Annotated in this window: 21 protein-coding genes; 10 read left to right on the top strand and 11 right to left on the bottom strand. The window is 71.6% G+C overall.

Features of this window, described 5'->3' with window-relative positions; translation table 11 throughout:
• Positions 1 to 159 precede the first annotated feature (159 nt).
• The 3 genes from ACFYZB_RS12520 to ACFYZB_RS12530 all read left to right on the top strand — a co-directional run bounded on the left by ACFYZB_RS12520 (position 160) and on the right by ACFYZB_RS12530 (position 1353).
• Entirely contained in the window at positions 160 to 378 is a 219-nt protein-coding gene (locus ACFYZB_RS12520; protein WP_388757649.1) for a hypothetical protein, read from the top strand.
• A gap of 183 nt (positions 379 to 561) precedes the next feature.
• Positions 562 to 1029, top strand: a complete 468-nt coding sequence (locus ACFYZB_RS12525) for a DUF5709 domain-containing protein (RefSeq protein ID WP_351204755.1) — start codon at positions 562 to 564, stop codon at positions 1027 to 1029.
• Positions 1030 to 1089: 60 nt separating this feature from the next.
• Entirely contained in the window at positions 1090 to 1353 is a 264-nt protein-coding gene (locus ACFYZB_RS12530) for a type B 50S ribosomal protein L31 (RefSeq protein WP_388757654.1), read from the top strand.
• 35 nt (positions 1354 to 1388) lie between these two features.
• Here ACFYZB_RS12530 and ACFYZB_RS12535 read toward each other — a convergent pair whose 3' ends face one another.
• The gene (locus tag ACFYZB_RS12535; protein ID WP_351204759.1) at positions 1389 to 2183 is read right to left on the bottom strand and encodes a metal-dependent hydrolase; all 795 of its coding nucleotides are present in this window, start codon (positions 2181 to 2183) and stop codon (positions 1389 to 1391) included.
• Positions 2184 to 2328: 145 nt separating this feature from the next.
• On the opposite strand from ACFYZB_RS12535, the gene ACFYZB_RS12540 reads away from it, so the two are divergent.
• Together ACFYZB_RS12540 and ACFYZB_RS12545 are read left to right on the top strand one after the other, a co-directional pair.
• A complete protein-coding gene (locus ACFYZB_RS12540; protein WP_388757656.1) occupies positions 2329 to 4842 on the top strand; it encodes a DEAD/DEAH box helicase in 2514 nt (837 codons plus the stop codon).
• Positions 4843 to 4897: 55 nt separating this feature from the next.
• The gene (locus tag ACFYZB_RS12545; RefSeq protein ID WP_388757659.1) at positions 4898 to 5764 is read left to right on the top strand and encodes an acyl-CoA thioesterase; all 867 of its coding nucleotides are present in this window, start codon (positions 4898 to 4900) and stop codon (positions 5762 to 5764) included.
• Between the two features lie 33 nt (positions 5765 to 5797).
• Here ACFYZB_RS12545 and ACFYZB_RS12550 read toward each other — a convergent pair whose 3' ends face one another.
• On the bottom strand, positions 5798 to 6988 hold the full coding sequence (locus ACFYZB_RS12550) for a DUF6397 family protein (RefSeq protein WP_388757662.1): 1191 nt from the start codon (positions 6986 to 6988) through the stop codon (positions 5798 to 5800).
• 128 nt (positions 6989 to 7116) lie between these two features.
• Positions 7117 to 7530: a roadblock/LC7 domain-containing protein gene (locus ACFYZB_RS12555; RefSeq protein WP_351204764.1), complete on the bottom strand. Its 414-nt coding sequence runs from the start codon at positions 7528 to 7530 to the stop codon at positions 7117 to 7119.
• Positions 7531 to 7621: 91 nt separating this feature from the next.
• Here ACFYZB_RS12555 and ACFYZB_RS12560 point away from each other — a divergent pair, with 91 nt between their 5' ends.
• A complete protein-coding gene (locus tag ACFYZB_RS12560; RefSeq protein ID WP_351204766.1) occupies positions 7622 to 8050 on the top strand; it encodes a PPOX class F420-dependent oxidoreductase in 429 nt (142 codons plus the stop codon).
• 8 nt (positions 8051 to 8058) lie between these two features.
• Here the strand turns inward: ACFYZB_RS12560 and ACFYZB_RS12565 are convergent, their stop codons facing one another.
• From ACFYZB_RS12565 to ACFYZB_RS12585, 5 genes are all read right to left on the bottom strand, one after another.
• The gene (locus ACFYZB_RS12565; protein ID WP_351204768.1) at positions 8059 to 8661 is read right to left on the bottom strand and encodes an ATP/GTP-binding protein; all 603 of its coding nucleotides are present in this window, start codon (positions 8659 to 8661) and stop codon (positions 8059 to 8061) included.
• 197 nt (positions 8662 to 8858) lie between these two features.
• Entirely contained in the window at positions 8859 to 9269 is a 411-nt protein-coding gene (locus tag ACFYZB_RS12570) for a DUF742 domain-containing protein (RefSeq protein WP_388757666.1), read from the bottom strand.
• A gap of 19 nt (positions 9270 to 9288) precedes the next feature.
• Complete coding sequence (locus tag ACFYZB_RS12575; protein ID WP_351204772.1) at positions 9289 to 9726, bottom strand: roadblock/LC7 domain-containing protein; 438 nt, start codon at positions 9724 to 9726, stop codon at positions 9289 to 9291.
• Positions 9723 to 12272, bottom strand: coding sequence for a nitrate- and nitrite sensing domain-containing protein (locus ACFYZB_RS12580; protein ID WP_388757669.1), 2550 nt, complete (start codon positions 12270 to 12272; stop codon positions 9723 to 9725). The genes ACFYZB_RS12575 and ACFYZB_RS12580 overlap by 4 nt, the downstream gene beginning before the upstream one ends.
• A gap of 48 nt (positions 12273 to 12320) precedes the next feature.
• The gene (locus tag ACFYZB_RS12585; RefSeq protein WP_388757671.1) at positions 12321 to 13094 is read right to left on the bottom strand and encodes an MHYT domain-containing protein; all 774 of its coding nucleotides are present in this window, start codon (positions 13092 to 13094) and stop codon (positions 12321 to 12323) included.
• A gap of 151 nt (positions 13095 to 13245) precedes the next feature.
• On the opposite strand from ACFYZB_RS12585, the gene ACFYZB_RS12590 reads away from it, so the two are divergent.
• Positions 13246 to 13845: a class I SAM-dependent methyltransferase gene (locus ACFYZB_RS12590; RefSeq protein WP_388757674.1), complete on the top strand. Its 600-nt coding sequence runs from the start codon at positions 13246 to 13248 to the stop codon at positions 13843 to 13845.
• Between the two features lie 27 nt (positions 13846 to 13872).
• Here ACFYZB_RS12590 and ACFYZB_RS12595 read toward each other — a convergent pair whose 3' ends face one another.
• Positions 13873 to 14628 carry an alpha/beta fold hydrolase gene (locus ACFYZB_RS12595; RefSeq protein ID WP_388757677.1) on the bottom strand — a complete coding sequence of 252 codons (756 nt, stop codon included), beginning with the start codon at positions 14626 to 14628 and terminating at the stop codon, positions 13873 to 13875.
• A gap of 110 nt (positions 14629 to 14738) precedes the next feature.
• Between ACFYZB_RS12595 and ACFYZB_RS12600 the strand changes: the two genes are divergently transcribed.
• Positions 14739 to 15272, top strand: coding sequence for a PadR family transcriptional regulator (locus ACFYZB_RS12600; protein ID WP_388757680.1), 534 nt, complete (start codon positions 14739 to 14741; stop codon positions 15270 to 15272).
• On the opposite strand, the gene ACFYZB_RS12605 is transcribed toward ACFYZB_RS12600, so the two are convergent.
• Positions 15249 to 16154, bottom strand: coding sequence for an oxygenase MpaB family protein (locus ACFYZB_RS12605; RefSeq protein ID WP_388758107.1), 906 nt, complete (start codon positions 16152 to 16154; stop codon positions 15249 to 15251). The two genes, ACFYZB_RS12600 and ACFYZB_RS12605, sit on opposite strands and share 24 nt — an antisense overlap.
• A 98-nt stretch (positions 16155 to 16252) precedes the next feature.
• Between ACFYZB_RS12605 and ACFYZB_RS12610 the strand changes: the two genes are divergently transcribed.
• Together ACFYZB_RS12610 and ACFYZB_RS12615 are read left to right on the top strand one after the other, a co-directional pair.
• The gene (locus ACFYZB_RS12610; RefSeq protein WP_388757683.1) at positions 16253 to 16549 is read left to right on the top strand and encodes a hypothetical protein; all 297 of its coding nucleotides are present in this window, start codon (positions 16253 to 16255) and stop codon (positions 16547 to 16549) included.
• Between the two features lie 142 nt (positions 16550 to 16691).
• On the top strand, positions 16692 to 17570 hold the full coding sequence (locus tag ACFYZB_RS12615; RefSeq protein WP_388757685.1) for a hypothetical protein: 879 nt from the start codon (positions 16692 to 16694) through the stop codon (positions 17568 to 17570).
• A gap of 410 nt (positions 17571 to 17980) precedes the next feature.
• On the opposite strand, the gene ACFYZB_RS12620 is transcribed toward ACFYZB_RS12615, so the two are convergent.
• On the bottom strand, positions 17981 to 18163 hold the full coding sequence (locus ACFYZB_RS12620; protein WP_031226809.1) for a hypothetical protein: 183 nt from the start codon (positions 18161 to 18163) through the stop codon (positions 17981 to 17983).
• Positions 18164 to 18243 lie beyond the last annotated feature (80 nt).

An 18243-nucleotide genomic window follows, 5' to 3' on the forward strand; every position in this document is an offset into this window, starting at 1 on the left:
GGTCCCCGCGATGGCGGCGGCCCTGCCGGCGGTGGCCGGGGGCGTGCCGCCGGGGGCCGTGGCCCAGGCTGCCGGTTCTTGGGACTGCCTGTCCGCCGCGGGCGGGCGGGCGGAGAGGTCCGCCCTCGGTCCTGGGCCCCGCCGCGTCACGGTGGCCGTGTGCACACTTGCACCTTCCAGGCACTTCAGGCCCTCCAGCCACTCCTGGCGCTCCCGGCGCTCCGGCACTTCCGGCACTTCCGGCACTTCCGGCACTTCCGGCACTTCCGGCACTTCCGGCACTTCCGGCACTTCCGGCACTTCCGGCAGCAGCCTGGCCATGGTGCGCGGGCGCACAGTGGGGTGTGGCCGGTGCCCGTACCGGGGTGCGGGCACTGACCGGCGCCCGTGCCGTTGCGCGGTCCCGAGCAGGGGTGGAAGTCTGGAGAACGGCACCGGTGCGGGGAACGCCCCGGAACCACCCGGTTCGCGGCGTGTGAGCCTCGTCCTCGTGCCACGCGTGCCGGCGGCCCGCCGCCCGTTGTGGTGGCACATGGCCGTCCTCACCACCTGGAGGTACTCGTGGACAGCGCCGACGGCTGGGGGGACGACGTCTACCAGCCCGATCCCTCGGAGATCCGGGAGGATTCGGGGGTGCTCGACGTCGAGGACACACTGGACTTCGACGGCGTCGCCGACCCGCTCGACCGTGGCTGGTCCCCTCCCGAACGCCCCTGGGCGGTGGAGCACATCGGGGTGACGGCGGCCGAACGCCAGGCCGGCGAGACCCTGGACCAGCGGCTCGCCGAGGAGCAGCCCGACCTCGTGGCCCGCGACGGCGACGACATCGGTGACCACGATGCCGACGGGGAACTCCTCGACAACGAGGTCGGCAACCTGCGCTCCGGCCGGCTGGTGGCCCCGGACGAAGGAGCGCACGAGGACGAGGAGGCCGCCCTCGTCGCCACCGACGTCGGCATCGACGGCGCGGCCGCCTCCGCCGAGGAGGCCGCGATGCACATCGTCGACGAGGATTCCCTGCCCGGCTGACCCACGGGCCCCGGCCGGTCCGCCCACGCCTTGCCCGACCGCCTCGCCCGAGGAGCCGCCATGCCGCAGGACAAGTACCCCGACTACCACCCCGTGGTCTTCCGCGACCGGGCCGCCGGCTACGCGTTCCTGACCCGCTCGACCGCGCGGAGCGAGCAGACCATCGAGTGGGACGACGGCCGGACCTACCCGGTGATCGACGTGGAGATCTCCTCGGAGAGCCACCCCTTCTACACGGGCAAGGCCCGCACGGTCGACACCGAGGGGCGTATCGCCCGCTTCGAGCGCCGGTACGGCGGGGCCGGGGGCGGCGAGACTCCCTGAGCCACCGCTCAGCCGGCCGATCCGGGCCGGGTCCCTCAGATCACGTTGAGAGCCGCGGCGCAGCCCACACCGCCGAGCAGCATGAACACGGGCATCAGCACCTTCAGCTCCACCCAGCTCCCGGCCCGGAACCGCAGGGCCTTCGGCGGCCCCACGGGGTACCAGCGCTTGCGACCCACCGGGATCGGCCACAGGATCGGGCAGCCGGACACCGTCAGTGCGTCCCCGATGTCGTGCACGAGTGCACCCAGCACGACCGGCAGTCCCAGCCACAGGTACTGCTGGCCCGGTGCCGTGAACAGCCAGTCGGAGCCGTTGCCCGGCTTGTCCAGGATCCCCGCGAGGATCCATGCGCTGGTCGCCGCCAGCAGCCAGACCAGGACATCGGCGCTGGAGCCCCGGGTCGCCCTCCACAGCAGACCCTCGATCGCCAGCACCATGTGCACGAACAGGATCGCCAGCACCGCCCAGCGGCCCCCCGAGATCGCCGCCGCCGAGCAGCCGGCGCCGATCAGGACCGCCCAGACCCAGGTGTGTGTCAGCGTGCGGTGCCCGCCATTGCGCCGCGGGTCGCCCTTCATACGCGTCGCCTTGTAGACGGCCCAGGACAGCTTGTCCACGATCTCGCAGATCCAGTGGGAGATCGGACCGAAGGAGCGCGAGATGGTCGCCGCCTTGTGGTCGAGGTCCGGGGCGAGCGCGGCGCCGGCGCAGATCAGGGCGCCGCAGAGGAGGACCGGCCAGGGCATCGGATGCCCGGCCGCGGCGGCTGCCGCTCCGACGCCGAGCCAGGCCGCGGCCCCCGACAGTGAGTGTGCTGGTCCCATCATGGCCGCTTCCCGCCCCATTCCTCGTGTGCCGCTGTCCAGTTGACCTGGTGCACTGACGTCCCGTCGGCGACACAGCGTAGCGGCCATGATCTTCGCGCCCGCAGCCGATTCCCCTCTCGGCGGCAAGGCCAGGCAAGATGGGTGCGTGACCCTCATCGATCAGCTGCCGCCGACCGCAGACCCCGACGCCCTGTACGAAGCCTTCGAGTCGTGGGCGCAGGAGCGCGGCCTCACCCTCTACCCCCACCAGGAGGAGGCGCTGATCGAGGTGGTCTCCGGGGCGAACGTGATCGTCTCGACTCCCACCGGCTCGGGCAAGAGCATGATCGCCGCGGGGGCGCACTTCGCCGCGCTCGCCCGGGACGAGGTCACCTTCTACACGGCCCCGATCAAGGCCCTGGTGTCGGAGAAGTTCTTCGAGCTGTGCAAGCTGTTCGGCACCGAGAACGTCGGCATGCTCACCGGCGACGCGTCCGTGAACGCCGACGCCCCCGTGATCTGCTGCACCGCAGAGGTGCTGGCGTCGATCGCCCTGCGCGACGGCAAGAACGCGGATGTCGGCCAGGTCGTCATGGACGAGTTCCACTTCTACGCCGAGGGTGACCGAGGGTGGGCCTGGCAGATTCCGCTGCTGGAGCTCCCCCAGGCACAGTTCATCCTGATGTCGGCTACTTTGGGTGATGTGTCCTTCTTCGAGAAGGACCTCACCCGTCGCACCGGTCGCCCCACGTCGGTGGTCCGCTCGGCGACCCGCCCGGTGCCGCTCTCCTACGAGTACAAGCTCACCCCGCTCACCGAGACGCTCACCGACCTTCTGGAGTCCAGGCAGGCCCCGGTGTACATCGTCCACTTCACACAGGCGCAGGCCGTGGAGCGGGCGCAGGCGCTGATGAGCATCAACATGTGCTCGCGCGAGGAGAAGGACCAGATCGCCGAGCTGATCGGCAACTTCCGCTTCACCACCAAGTTCGGCCGCAACCTCTCCCGTTACGTCCGGCACGGCATCGGAGTCCACCACGCCGGCATGCTGCCCAAGTACCGGCGCTTGGTCGAGAAGCTCGCCCAGGCGGGTCTTCTGAAGGTCATCTGCGGCACGGACACGCTCGGGGTGGGCGTCAACGTACCCATCCGTACCGTGCTGTTCACGGCTCTGACCAAGTACGACGGCAGCCGCGTGCGCACGCTGCGGGCCCGGGAGTTCCACCAGATCGCGGGCCGGGCCGGCCGGGCCGGGTTCGACACGGCGGGGCTCGTCGTGGCACAGGCGCCGGAGCACGTCATCGAGAACGAGAAGGCGCTGGCGAAGGCGGGCGACGACCCGAAGAAGCGGCGCAAGGTGGTCCGCAAGAAGGCGCCGGAGGGTTTTGTCGGCTGGACGGAGAACACCTTCCAGAAGCTGATCGAATCGGAACCGGAGCCGCTGACCTCGCGTTTCCGGGTGACGCACACGATGCTGCTGTCGGTGATCGCCCGCCCGGGCAACGCGTTCCGGGCGATGCGCCACCTGCTGGAGGACAACCACGAGCCGCGCCGGCAGCAGCTCAGGCACATCCGCCGGGCCATCGCGATCTACCGGTCGCTCCTCGACGGCGGGATCGTGGAGAAGCTCGACAAGCCCGACGCCGAGGGCCGTATCGTCCGGCTCACCGTCGACCTGCAGCAGGACTTCGCGCTCAACCAGCCACTGTCCACGTTCGCCCTCGCCGCGTTCGAACTCCTCGACCCCGAGTCGCCGTCCTACGCCCTCGACATGGTCTCCGTCGTCGAGTCCACCCTGGACGACCCGCGGCAGATCCTCGTCGCCCAGCAGAACAAGGCGCGCGGCGAGGCCGTTGCCGCGATGAAGGCCGACGGCGTCGAGTACGAGGAGCGCATGGAGCGCCTCCAGGACATCACGTACCCGAAGCCGCTGGAGGAGCTGCTCTTCCACGCGTACAACACCTACCGCAAGAGCCATCCCTGGGTCGGCGACCACCCGCTGTCGCCTAAGTCGGTGATCCGGGACATGTACGAACGGGCAATGTCCTTCACCGAGTTGGTGTCCTTCTACGAGCTCGCCCGCACCGAGGGCATCGTGCTGCGCTACCTGGCCAGCGCCTACAAGGCCCTCGACCACAACATCCCTGACGACCTCAAGTCCGAGGACCTGCAGGATCTGATCGAGTGGCTCGGCGAGATGGTGCGGCAGGTGGACTCCAGCCTGCTGGACGAGTGGGAGCAGCTGGCGAATCCGGAGGAGATGACCGCCGAGGAGGCCCAGGAGAAGGCCGACGAGGTCAAGCCGATCACCACCAACGCGCGCGCCTTCCGGGTCCTGGTCCGCAACGCCATGTTCCGCCGCGTGGAGCTGGCCGCCCTCGACCAGGTCGAGGAACTGGGCGAGATGGACGGCGAGTCCGGCTGGGATGCCGACGCCTGGGGCGAGGCGATGGACAAGTACTGGGACGAGTACGCCGACCTCGGCACCGGTTCCGATGCCCGCGGCCCCAAGCTGCTCGTCATCAACGAGGAGCCGGAGAACGGCCTCTGGCGCGTCCGGCAGATCTTCGACGACCCGAACGGCGACCACGACTGGGGCATCAGTGCGGAGATCGACCTCGCGGCCTCGGACGCCGAGGGCCGTGCCGTCGTCCGCGTCACCGACGTGGGCCAGCTGTGAGCAGTCTGCGACCCGGTGTGAGCCGGTCGGTTGTGAACCAAGGAGAATCCCACCGATGACGAACCCGGCCGAGCGACTGGTCGACCTGCTCGACCTGGAGCAGATCGAGGTCAACATCTTCCGTGGCCGCAGCCCGCAGGAGTCGCTGCAGCGGGTCTTCGGCGGCCAGGTGGCGGGCCAGGCACTGGTCGCCGCCGGCCGCACCACGGACGGCGACCGCCCGGTGCACTCGCTGCACGCGTACTTCCTGCGCCCGGGCCGCCCCGGCGTGCCCATCGTGTACCAGGTGGAACGGGTCCGCGACGGACGCTCGTTCACCACACGCCGGGTCACGGCCGTGCAGCAGGGCCGCACGATCTTCAATCTGACCGCCTCCTTTCACAAGCCTGAGGAAGGACCGTTCGAGCACCAGCTGCCGCCGGCCCGTGAGGTGCCGGACCCGGAGTCGCTGCCGACGGTCTCCGAGGAGATCCGCAAGCACCTGGGCGCGCTGCCGGAGCAGTTGGAGCGGATGGCGCGCCGCCAGCCCTTCGACATCCGCTATGTCGACCGGCTGCGCTGGAACGCCGAGGACGTCGAGGGCGCCGAGCCGCGCAGCGCCGTGTGGATGCGCGCGGTCGGGCCGCTCGGCAACGACCCGCTGGTCCACACGTGCGCGCTGACCTACGCCAGTGACATGACCCTCCTGGACGCGGTCCGCATTCCGGTCGAACCACTGTGGGGCCCGCGGAACTTCGACATGGCCTCGCTGGATCACGCGATGTGGTTCCACCGGCCGTTCCGCGCGGACGAGTGGTTCCTGTACGACCAGGAGTCGCCGATCGCCACCGGTGGCCGGGGGCTGGCGCGCGGGCGCATCTACGACCTGCAGGGGCGTCTGCTCGTCTCGGTCGTCCAGGAGGGCCTGTTCAGGTCCCTGTGACGAGCCTGGGGCCGGGCGCCGCGGCCGGGTGTTTCAGACCCGCGCGTGCCGGGGCCTTCTCCCTCGCAGCCAGGCGCGCAGGCCTCGCTTGGTCCGCGTCGGGGACTGCTCGGCCCTGCGGTGTCCCCGGCGGGCCGAGGGCGGCGCGGCCACGGGCGCCGTCGGCGTCGCGTGCCACTCGAACGCTCGGACCACGGGCTCGTCCTTCGGCTCGGGCGGCCGCGGCAGTGGTCCGCCACTCGGTCCGCCGGCCACCGTCACCGGCCTGTTCTCCGGCGCGGGCAGTTCCAGCAGCGGCTCGGCCGCCCGGGCCACGGCCCGCTCCGCCCCGGGCTCCGAGGGCGCCGGCAGGGTCGGCGCCGTGGGCCGTGTGACCGTGCCGGCCATCGGCGGCACGGGCCGTGCGACGGCACGCACGGTCGGCGCGACGTGACGGGCGGCCGGACGCGGGGCCCGTGAGACGGCGCGCGCTTCCTCGAGCAGATGGACCAATTCGCTGCGGAGCCACCGGATCTCGTCCGCGTCCTGCGCGGTGGTGATCCGCTCGGCAAGGTGCGCGGCAGGCGATCCCGAACTGCCCTGACCGGGTGGCGCGGGCCGGAACCGGTGCAGATAGGAACGATCGTAAGGATCCTGGACGACGTCGGCGATCTCGACTGCTGAGAGGAAGGCTGCGACGGCACCGGCCCGAATCCATGGATCCTCTGCCTGCCGCAGCAGGAATCCGAGGTGGCGCCCCCGCCAGTTGCGGGCGCGCAGGTCCACACCGGCCTCCAGCTGGCCGCGCAGGTTCTCGGGCATGCGCCCCTTGAGCAGGTGGGTGTTCTTGGTGTCCGAGGTGAAGTTCCGCAGGTCTTCGGCCAGATACAGCCAGACCACGGCCCGGTAGCGGTTGAGGTACCACTTCACCGGCACGAGCAGGCCCAGGCGGGCGAGGCGGGTGAACCGCCCGGCCGGGATCTCCATGAGGGACGCGCCCTCGGTCGTGCCGACCACCCGCACGCGCTCACGGAGGGTGTCCTGGTAGCCCTCCCGTGCACGAAGGCGGTCGATCTCCGCGCGCACGACCCTGCGGCCTCCTCCCCCGGCGTCGTCGGGCACGGTCCGGATGTGGCCGAGATGCACTGCGAGATCGAACTCGCCCCGCTTGAGGCCCAGTTCCCGAGCGGCATGGCTCGGGGTGCAGGTGGTGGGCCGGGGCGGACCGATGGTGCTTGCCGACATGGTCGTACTCCCCCGTGGAGTCGTTTGGCTCACGCCTCGTGCGTTCGCCGTGCACACACGGTAGCCAATGCGGCGCAGGGCGTGGCGACCCTGTGGAAAACTCCACGACTCCGAGGAGAAACCACAGGTCAGGCGTCTGTGGTGGGGGTGCGCTCCGGTTGTCTGACGTCGACCCCGAGGTGCTCGCCGACGCGATTGACGAGCAGGGCCATCTCGTAGGCGATCTGCCCGATGTCGGCCTCCGCGCCGCTGAGCACGCACAGACAGCTGCCGGTGCCTGCCGCGGTGACGAACAGCACCGCGTCGTCGTACTCGATCATGGTCTGGCGTACCGTGCCGGCGCCGAAGTGGCGGCCCGACCCCTTGGCGAGGCTGTGCAACCCGGATGCCACGGCGGCCAGATGCTCGGCGTCCTCGCGGCGTAGGCCCGTGCTCGCGCCCGTGACCAGCCCGTCGTTCGACAGGACCAGCGCGTGCCGCACGTCGTCCACTCGCTCGGTCAGATCGTCCAGGAGCCAGCCGAGTCCCTGGTTCTGCGCCATCTCCGTCTCCCCGTGTGATGTCTCCCCCTGGCTGGAGGAACTCCCCGCCAGCCTTCCCCACGTCCGGCGTCCGGGCAAGCAGGATGGGCGTATGGCACAGAAGATGACCGACGAGGAATGGCGGGCGTTCGTCTCGCACGGCACGCGGACCGGCAAGCTGTCCACCGTACGGGCCGATGGGAGCCCTCATGTGGCCCCGATCTGGTTTCTGCTGGACGGGAACGAACTGGTCTTCAACACGGGCAAGGACACGGTCAAAGGGCGCAATCTCGCCCGGGACGGGCGGGTCGCCCTGTGTGTGGACGACGATCGGCCACCGTTCCACTTCGTGGTGCTGAACGGCCGCGCGCGGCTGTCGGAGAACCTGGACGAGGTGCGACATTGGGCCACCCGGATCGCCGCCCGGTACATGGGAGAGGACCGCGCCGAGGAGTACGGCGCCCGCAACGGCGTTCCGGGCGAGCTGCTGGTCCGAGTCCCGGTCGACCAGGTGGTCGCCGTGAAGGATCTGGCAGCCTGAGCGGCGGGTCAGCCGACCGAGTCCAGGAGCCGGGCGGTGTGCATCCGCCCGGCGTACTCGACGAGCCGGATCAGAACTTCCTTGCCGGAGTCCCGGTCACGCGCGTCGCACAGCACCACGGGGGTGCCACGGTCGAGGTCGAGGGCGCGTGAGACGTCGTGGGCGCCGTAGGTGCGGGCGCCCGCGAAGCAGTTGACGGCGACCACGAACGGGATGCGCCGGTGCTCGAAGTAGTCGACCGCGGGGAAGCAGTCCTCCAGGCGCCGGGTGTCCGCGAGGACGACGGCACCGAGCGCGCCCTGGGACAACTCGTCCCAGAGGAACCAGAAGCGGTCCTGTCCGGGAGTGCCGAAGAGGTAGAGGGACAGGCCGGAGCGGATGGTGATGCGGCCGAAATCCATGGCGACGGTGGTGGTGACCTTCTGGTCCACGCCGTCGGTGTCGTCCACCAGTTGCCCTGCCTCGCTGAGGAGTTCCTCGGTGCGCAGCGGCCGGATCTCGCTGACGGCCCCGACCAGGGTCGTCTTGCCGACTCCGAAGCCGCCGGCGACCAGTATCTTCAGCGCCAGGGCGGTGGTGTCGCCGACGGCTTCGGAGTGCTCGGTGACCATGATCACTTCTCTCGGGAGGGTCGGCTGCGGTCGGCGTCCGTCTGCTGCGGGCGCGAAGGCAGCATCATGACAACGAAGCCGCGCCTGCGGGCTGTTGGACCGGAATGCACCTGATGTGACCGACTCGCGTCCGGTCGGTGGCAGAGCGCGTACGGATCGGGATGCTGCGCGGCGCACGGCGGCTTCGGCACGTTCATCTACAGCGCCCGCAATCCCTCGATGACCTCGCGGAGAATCCGCTCGTCGGGCAGGTGCGCCGGCGGCACCGGACGGCTGATGACCACGCAGCCGAGTTCCAGGAGGTCACCGAGGAGCACCCTGACGACGCCGACGGGAAGGTCGGCGTCCGCCGCGAGTTCCGCGACGGACTGTGTCTCCGCGCGGCACAGCTCGATCAGAGTCCGGTGCTCGGGTCCGAGCGCGGCCTCCTCGATCGCCGGTGCCGCGGGGTCGAGGGTGACGAGGGCGATCAGGTCGAAGCGCACCCCGGTGGGACCCGGCTGGGTGCGCCCGCCCGTCATCGCGTACGGACGCACGAGTGGTCCGGCCTCGCCGTCGTACCACTGACTGCCGGGCTCCCACGCGCCGGTGCCTGGGTTCTCGGTCATCGGTGCCGCCTGTTCCGGGTCATCCGGCCGCGGGCGGCTGCGCGGCGACGCGCGGCGGCGTGTACAGGTGCTCGCCGACCCGCTTGACCAGGCGCGCCATCTCGTAGGCGACCAACCCGATGTCGGCGGTGACGGCGGTGAGCACCGCGAGGCAGGAACCGTCGCCGGCGGCGGCCACGAAGAGGAACGCGTCGTCCATCTCGACCATGGTCTGCCGCACGCCGCCCGCTCCGAAGTGCCGTCCCGCGCCCTTGGCGAGGCTGTTGAACCCGGAGGCCACGGCGGCGAGGTGCTCGGCGTCCTCGCGCGCGAGACCGCTGGAGGCACCGACGGCCAGTCCGTCGTTGGAGAGCACGACGGCGTGGCGTACCTCGCTCACGCGCATCACCAGGTCGTCGAGCAGCCAGTCCAGTTCGCCGGAGCGCTGGCCGGTCCTCGTGGTCGGGTCCTGGATCATGCCGGGTCTCCTTCGCTGCTGTCACTGCCCGTTCCGGGTTCCGGGGCGGCGCCGCGCCCGGGCTGTCTGCCGCCGCCGCGCGTCCAGCCGTCGCGGTAGGCGGCCATGCGGTCCCGTACGAGTTCGGGGGTGCGCCGTTCGTCGCCGCGCTGTCCGCTCTCCTGCGCCGGCGCTTCGGGACGCTGCTGTCGTAGCTGGGGCGCGAGGCTTGCCTGGCGCACACGGCGTGGGAGGTCGTCGGAGCCCTCGGAGTCGTTCGGCGGTCGGTGCGGCCTCAAGGCGGTGACTCCGGGGGGTGTGGTGTCGTCGGTTACCTGCGGGCGCGGGTCGTCGACGGCGCCCTGGAGGCCGGGGGCGGTGGCCGCGAGGGCGGGCCGGTCGGACCGTGCGGCCACGGCCTCTTGAAGCGGACTTGTACCGGGCACGCGCGCGTAGTCGCGTTCCAGCTCCTGACGGGACTGCTCGCCTCGGTGGGAGCCCTGGCGGGAGGGACGTTCCGCCGCGCCGCTGTGCAGCAGGGCGGTGGGCACCAGGACGACCGCGGTGGTTCCTCCGTAGGGGGAGGTCCGCAGGTGCACCTTGACGTCGTGCCGGGAGGCGAGCCGGCTGACCACGAAGAGTCCGAGCCGGTCGCTGTCGAACAGGTCGAGGGCCTCCGACTGTTCGATGCGGCGATTGGCCTCCGCGAGGGTCTCGGCGCCCATGCCGAGTCCCCGGTCCTCGATCTCCAGGGCGTAGCCGTTGCCCACGGGCTCGCCGGTGACGCGCACGCGCGTGTGCGGCGGGGAGAACTGGGCGGCGTTCTCGACGAGTTCGGCGAGCAGGTGGGTGAGGTCGGCGACGGCGGCGCCGATGACTTGGGCCTCGGGGAGCTGGCGCACCTCTACGCGCGCGTAGTCCTCGACTTCCGACACGGCGGCCCGTACGACGTTGGTCAGGGACACCGGCATGCGCCAGGCCCGGCCGGGTGCGGCGCCGGAGAGGATGATCAGGCTTTCGGCGTGCCTCCGCATGCGCGTGGTGAGGTGGTCGAGGCGGAACAGGTCGCTCAGCTCGTTGGGGTCGTCCGAGCGGCGCTCCATGCTGTCGAGGAGGCTGAGCTGGCGGTGGACCAGCACCTGGCTGCGGCGGGCCAGGTTGACGAAGACGCCGGAGATGCCGCTGGCGAGTTCGGCGCGTTCCACGGCGGCGTGCAGGGCGGCGCGGTGCACGGTGGTCAGCGCTTCCGAGACCTGACCCGTCTCGTCCTCCGCGGGTGGTCCGGCGGGTGCCTCCGCCTGGATGTCGATCTCCTCGCCGGCGCGCAGTCTGCGCATCGCTTCGGGGAGTTTGCGGCGGGCGATCTCCAGGGCGTCGTTGCGCAGGCTCACGAGCTCGACCACGAGACCGCGTCCGATGCGGACGGAGATGACGAGCGAGGCGGCGACGGCGGCCAGGCCGAGGAGCACGGCGGCGCCCGCGGGGCTGAGCAGGCCGCGCGTGACCGGGTCGGCACGGCCCGCGACGGCGCGGCCCGTGTCCGCAGCGATGCCCTGCATTCCGTCCTGCACGCGCGCGTGGGCGGCGTTCCAGACGGCCTGTGGTGCCGCGTCGGCCGGTCTGCCGCCGGGCCCGGCGGCGACGATCCTGTCCTCTGCGGCACCGAGGGCGGTGTACGCGTCGCTGCCGGTCAGATCCTGCCAGGCGGCACGCTGGGCGGCGGGCAGATCGGCGACCGCGGCCTCGGTGAGGGTACGACGCGCGGCGACGGCGGCGTCGAACAGCCGTAGCCGTTCGCCCTGCAGCTGCCCGGCGGTCCGCGCACTGCCGAGCAGCGTGTCCTCCTGGGCCAGTGCCTCGGCAGCGCGGCTGAATTCGAGCAGCACGCGCGCGTCGGAGCCGACGTCGGCCTGCTGGATGCCGGTGAGGGCGCCGTCCACGGCGTAGGCCGCGCCGATGGTCTTCGTGTACTGCGCGTACACCGTGTCCCAGCCGGTCCTGCGGTCGAGTACGGCCGTGCGCAGGGCGCGCAGGTGCTCGGCACCGGTGACGAAGGCGTCGAGGCGCCCGGAGACGTCCGGCGGGAGTTCCTCGCTGTCGGCGACGGTGTTGTGGCCGCCGAGCCGCAGCTTGGCCACGGCCTGGTCGGTGCGGGCGGCCAGGCTGCGCAGGTCGCCGCCGTCGTCCGTGCCCGGCGCGGTGGCGTGGCGCACGGCTGTGGTGCGTTCGGCCTGGAGGGCGGTGACGGCCGCGGCCAGCGGGGTGCGCAGTTCGGCATCGACCCGCTGGGACTGCCGCAGCCGGGCCACGTCCTGGGCGGTGGTGACGGTGGCGTAGGCCCACAGGGCGAGCAGGGAGACGACCGGCACCATCAGCAGGCTGACCACCTTGGCGCGCACGGTGCGGGGGCGCAGGTGCCGGCGGTTGCCACGCACGCGTGCCTTGGCCGTTGGGGTGCCGAGCGGGCGGTCGCCGCCCTCGGCGGCGGGCGGTCCGGCGTGTGCGCGGCGCCCGCGTGGCGGATGGGCGCGGGTGCCGGCTTTCGGGGTGGTACGGGGTGGGCGCATGGCCTCCTCGCTCGGGACGTGGGTCGGGGCGCTCGGGCCGGGCCCCCGCTAGCGGGCGATGCTCTCGACGGCCCGCTGGGCGGAGGCGGACGCCTTTCGCTCGTCGGCCGTGGGCGAGAGGGCGACGAAGGCCGAGGTGATGAACAGGTAGGACCCGAGGCCGACGGCGAGGGGGAAGATGAACTGCATCGCCGTGGCCCCGGGAAGGGTCTCGCCGGAGGGGTTCACCTGCACGCTCACCGCGAACATCCCGGTGTAGTGCATGCTGCTGACGGCCGCTCCCATGACGAGGGAGGCGACGGTGACCGCGAGGGGCGACTTGATGTTGAGCCCGGCCCACAGGGCCGCGGTCGCCGCCACGACGGCGATCAGCACCGACACTCCGACGAGGACGGGGTCGTACCGGATGTCGCCGTGCAGCCGGACCGCCGCCATGCCCAGGTAGTGCATGCTCGCGACGCCCAGCCCGGTGGTGAGACCGCCGAGGAGGAGCGCCCGGGTGCGGTCGCGGCTGTAGCCGACGGCGAAGACGCCGGCGCAGACGACGACCATGGCGACGAGGAGGCTGAGGATGGTCAGGGGCACGTTGTAGCGGATGTCAGTGCCGCTGACGCGGAAGCCGAGCATGGCCACGAAGTGCATGGTCCAGATGCCGGTTCCGATGGCGGAGGCCGCGGTGACGAGCCAGTTGCGGCGCGAGCGGCCGGTGGTGGCGAGCGCGCGTACGGTGCAGCGCAGTCCGAGCGCGGCGCCCACGCAGGCCATGACGTACGACAGTGCGGGGGTCAGCCAGCCGAAGGCGGCGTGGTCCAGGTGTCCCATGGCCAAGGGACGCTAGGGGGGCACGGGCGCACAAAGGGGGCGCATTTCGAAAGCTGTTGGAATATGACACGCAGATGCGACGGAACGATCGGGTCCGGCCCGAACATGTGCACCTATGAGTCCCCCGCGACGGTGAGGAATTATGCGGAACATGAGCGACGACCACACACACGTGCAGGAGTTCTTCACCGCCCGTGCGGCCGACTGGGACAGCAGGTTCCCCCACGACGGCCCCGCCTACGCGGCCGCCGTCGCCGATCTCGGACTGCGGCCGGGCGACCGCGTGCTGGACGCGGGCTGCGGCACGGGGCGCGCCCTGCCGCCGCTGCGGGCCGCCGTCGGTGCGTCCGGAGTGGTGATGGGCGCCGATCTGACGCCGGCGATGCTCGAGGCCGCCGTGCGCGCGGGCCGGGACCGGGCCGGGCGGCTGCTGCTCGCGGACGTCGCCGCGCTGCCGCTGCGGTCCGGGGCGTTGGACGCCGTGTTCGCGGCCGGCCTGATCGCCCATCTGCCGCACCCGGAGAAGAACCTGCGGGAGCTGGCCCGGGTGGTGCGGCCCGGCGGCACGCTCGCGCTGTTCCATCCCATCGGGCGCGCGGCCCTGGCGGCACGTCAGGGCCGCCAGATCACGCCCGACGACCTGCGTGCGGAGGCCAACCTCCGGCCTCTGCTGGCCCGTTCGCGATGGAGCATGACGTCGTACGTCGACGAGGACGCCCGTTTCCTGACGCTCGCGGTGCGTGAGGCCTGAGCGTCCTGTCGCTGAGGCCCGGGCGGCTCAGTCCGTACCGGCGACGGCCGCCGCGAAGGCGTCGGGGTTGTCGAACATGACGTTGTGCCCGGCGCCCGGCACGGTCACCACACGCACCCCGGCGGCTTCCAGGCTCTCCCGGCCTGCCAGTTCCCCGCTCAGTTCGCCCTGGAGGTAGACCCGCTCGACGGGCAACTTCTCCAGGATCGTGCGCATCACAGGGTGCGATCCCTGGCGCAGGCCGACGGCGCTGCGGTGCAGGGCGCGTGGGTCGGCCAGCCGCATGGTGGCCGCCCACAGCGGTCCGACGGCCGCCAGCACGCGCGCGTGCTGCTCGTCGACGAATTCGTTCTCTTCGTATGCGGCGATTCCGCTGCTGGCGGCCGTGAGCGGCGGGGAGGCGTCCAGGTTGGCCTCGGTGAGGACGAGCCGGGAGACCAGGTCGGGCCGCCGGTGGGCAAGGACGATGGCCACGGCACCACCCATGCTGTGCCCGATCAACTCGGCGCCGCGGACGCCCGCTTCGTCCAGCACGACCGCCACCGCGTCGGCGTGCTCCTCCAGCGTGTATCCGAACGCACCGGGCCGGTCGCTGAGTCCGTGGCCCGGCAGATCCACGAACAGGCTGCGTCGGCCCGCGAGTTCGGCGCGGGCCGCGATGTGCGCGTGATAGACGGCGGACATCGAGCCGAGCCCGTGCAGATACACCCGCGCGGGTTCCGCCCCCGGCGCCTCCGTCCAGCGGATCCGGCTGCCTTCACTGTCGAACACGGCCTGCTTCACAGTGCTCTCCCCCTCGTCCTCCGACATGGCAACCATACATCGATACCGATGTATAACCGCAAGGGGGTATTTGGTTGTCGAGGTAGACCGCCCCGCGCGACAATGCCGCCGTGCTCGAACTCGCCATCCTCGGTTTCCTCTACGACGTCCCGCTGCACGGATACGTCCTGCGCCGGCACATCGCGGCCCTCACCGGCCATGTGCGGCCCGTGGCCGAGAGCACGCTGTACCCGGCGATCAAGCGGCTGGAGAAGGCGGGCCTGCTCGTCCGGGCCACCGAGCCGGGCGCGGTGGCCGCGCCGCGCCACGTACTGAGGCTGACCGAGGAGGGCAGGCGTGAGCTCAGGCGCCGGCTCGCCGAGCCCGCACAGCGTGAGATCACCGACGAGAACCAGTGGTTCACGGTGCTCGCGTTCCTGCGGCACCTGCAGGATCCGGCCGCCCAGGCAGCCGTACTGCGGCGCCGGCTGGCCTTTCTGGAGGAGCCGGCGAGTTTCTTCTACGACGGCGAGCGGCCGGTGCGCGCCGAGGAGTTGGACGACCCGTTCCGGCGCGGTGTCCTCACCATCGCGCGGGCCACGAGCCGGGCCGAACTGGCCTGGCTGCGCGACACCCTCGCCTCACTCGACGACGTCGGTCGCTGAAGCGTCCCGGTGTCGCACGGGGCAGCCACGCAGCCCGGGAACCGGGCGGGTGCCCAGGTCCGCCACCCGGTAGCCGTCCGGATAGCCCTTGACCTCCCAGTTCTGCCGTGCAAAGTGTGGGACACGGCGCGGCGGCAGCAGCCGGACCAACCGGCCGCGCGTGCGTACGGCCCGGCGCACGAACGCCGAGGTGGCCGCTCCGGGCGGGATGTAGCGGAAGGCACGCAGCAGTGGCTCGTCGAGCAGGGCGAGCGTCGCGGTGCGCAGCAACGGCGCCAGAGGGCGCGGATACCAGGACGCCATCAGGTCGAGTGTGGCGTCCGATACGCGCCGGGACTGCTCGTCCCAGCCGAATTGTTCCTCCTCGTACGCGTCGAGGAGCGCCTCGAACCCCTCGTACGTCGTGGGGATGCCGGGGATTCCCATGTGCCGGCCGAGGGTGCGGTAGTACTCGGTGGCGGCGACGATCTCGTGCCGCGACAGCCGTCGCCAGCCGTAGGCGTCGATCCAGCGCCTCGGCATCACGACGAAGGTGCTCAGCACGTACCGCATGTCGTCGTCGCTGATGTCGTAGCTGCGGTGCATCTGGTTGATGCGGCGGATCGCGGTACGGCCCTCCTCGGAGGCGAAACCGTGCTCGACGACGGTGTCGAGGAGCAGCACGGTGTCGTCGTACCGCTTCTGCGTGCGCTCGGTCAGCTCCGCCGTCCGCGCGAGCAGGCGCCCGATGCTCGGCACGGCGTACGTGCGGTACAAGGCCAGCTCCAGGGCGCGGGTGTAGTCCCAGGGGAACTCGAACGCCACACTGAGCCGGTAGATCTCGAGGGCGTCCGCCACCGGATCCAGCCGACGGATCTGTCGAAGCCGCTCGAAGCGCTTCACCACGTCGTCCCCCTTCTGCCGCAGAAATTCCAACTCTACGTTGAGAGAGAGCAGATGAACGATCGACGACGACCCCGTTCGGGGGGAGGGTGGTCCGCGTGTTCGGTCAGATACGCAAGTACGCCGCCAGACTCCGTACCTCCACGCACGCGCAGCCGGCGAGCACTCGGGCAGGACGCGCGCACAACTTGTTCGAAGCCGCGGCCACGTATGTCGTGGCGCGTGCGGAGGACGATCAGGACCGGATCGAGGAGGCGGCGGCCTGGGTGTCGCCGGAGGCCCTGTCGTTCGGGGTGAGCGAGCTCGCCTGCCGGGCCGTCGTCGCGTTGGCCCGGGAGCGCGACACGTCGCCCGCGGCCGTGGCCCGCGATCTCCTCGGACTGCCCACGGGCTGAGCGGAAGCTCCCCGTCCACCGTGGTCGTTTCGCCCCCGTCCAGGCGGAAACCTGCAGCTCCGCGTGGTGTGAGTAGTCGTGACAAGCGGCTTGCGCTCGCACTAGGGTGCGCGCCGATGGACGAACCACTGGGGAGGCAGGGATGGCCGGAGCCGACGATGAGGCCGTCGCCGCCGCGGACGATGCGCTGTACGTGCTGACGGCGGTGCTGCTGACGCCGGCACAGTTTCCGAGCGTTCTGGGCGACGACTATCCGGAGGCGTGTGCGGCACTGGGGCTGGCACCGCTCGCCGACGGGTACGGTCTGGTGCTGGGCCAGGACGGAGAGGGCGCGCGCTGGACGGTCGTGATCGACGACGTCTCGCTGGTCGCCGTGGCGATCGCGTCCTGGGACTGCGGCATGGAGTACGAGCTGTCCCCGGACGAGCGCGCCGTCGTGGCCGCCCTGCCGGGCTGGCCGTTGGCCGTCGCCGTCGCCGCTCCCGGCGTCCCCGCCCCGCACGACCCCGATCCCGAGGTGGCGGACCGGCCTGCGCTGAGCCCGCCGGACACCAGCATCTGGGGACCGGCCCAGCGTCGTCTGGGCGCCGACGAGATAGCCCTTCAGTGGGCGACGTGGCGGGAGCAGATCGACGACGAGCGGTTCTCCGCGCCGGACGGGCAGACGGATCCGGACGGGCAGAGGAAGCCCGGCGAGCCGGAAAAGGCCGCGGAGTCGTCGCCGGAGGGCGGACAGGGCGTGCCGCAGAGCGGCCACCAGGGGATCAGGCGGGTGCTCACGGAGGCACGCGCCTACGTCGACTCGCCGCCGCCGCTCGGCCGGGTCCGCTCGTCGTTCGCCCCCGGTGACGCCCGTACGCTGCGCGCGGACGGCCCCGGCTGGTCGATCGTGGCCCGCACGGACGACATCGCTTTCGTCCTGCTCGACGAGGAGCCCGGCGAGGTCCTGCCGGTGGGTCGGGGACCCGAGTTGCCGGGCCTGCTGGAGGCACTCGACAAGATGGCCGTACGGCCCATCTGAGGCCGGACGGCGCCGGGGCGGGCGCGCCAGGCGGGAGCGCACCGCCTGATGCACGCCCCGCGGCACCTGCCGCCTGTCGCCGGGCGCACGTACGGTCGCCGTTCGAGGGGCGACGAGCGGCGGCAAGCTCGCCATCCGGGGCGGGACGATCGCAGGCCCGCAGTCACCGAGGCCGGACGGCGCCCGCACGGTTCACGCGGGGCCCTGGACCGGGTGCCTGCCCGCGTGTGCCCGCAACCGCGGCCTGGCCGGTGCTGAGCGCCGGCGGCCACGCGGTGGTGGCAGGCCCTCGGGTCAGGTGCCCGGCGCTGCCGCGAGGGCCAGGTGCACCCCGAGCGTCGGGCAGCCCCGAGGCTCATCCGGCGCCCGCGGTCACCTCCGCGCGCCTCCCGACGGCGTCAGCAGTCCCATCAGCGGCCGAGTTCCTTGCGTGTCACCCTCCGGAGCCTGCGCCGCTGTGAGGGGTCGAGGGCGAGGTACGCGGCCACCGGAACGCCGACCACGATCAGGAACGCCACCCACCAGGGCAGCCAGATCAGCAGGATCAGCCCGACCGCCACACCCCCGACGGCGATCTTCGCATTGTTGGACATGAGCGTCGCCTCCTTCGCGGCCACTGCCGCTCTCTGCTCTGAGAACGGTGCCCCGCCCCGCGCGGTTCCAGAGCCGCCCC

Origin of the sequence: Streptomyces sp. NPDC001852, assembly GCF_042891825.1 — a bacterium.
GTDB lineage: Bacteria > Actinomycetota > Actinomycetes > Streptomycetales > Streptomycetaceae > Streptomyces.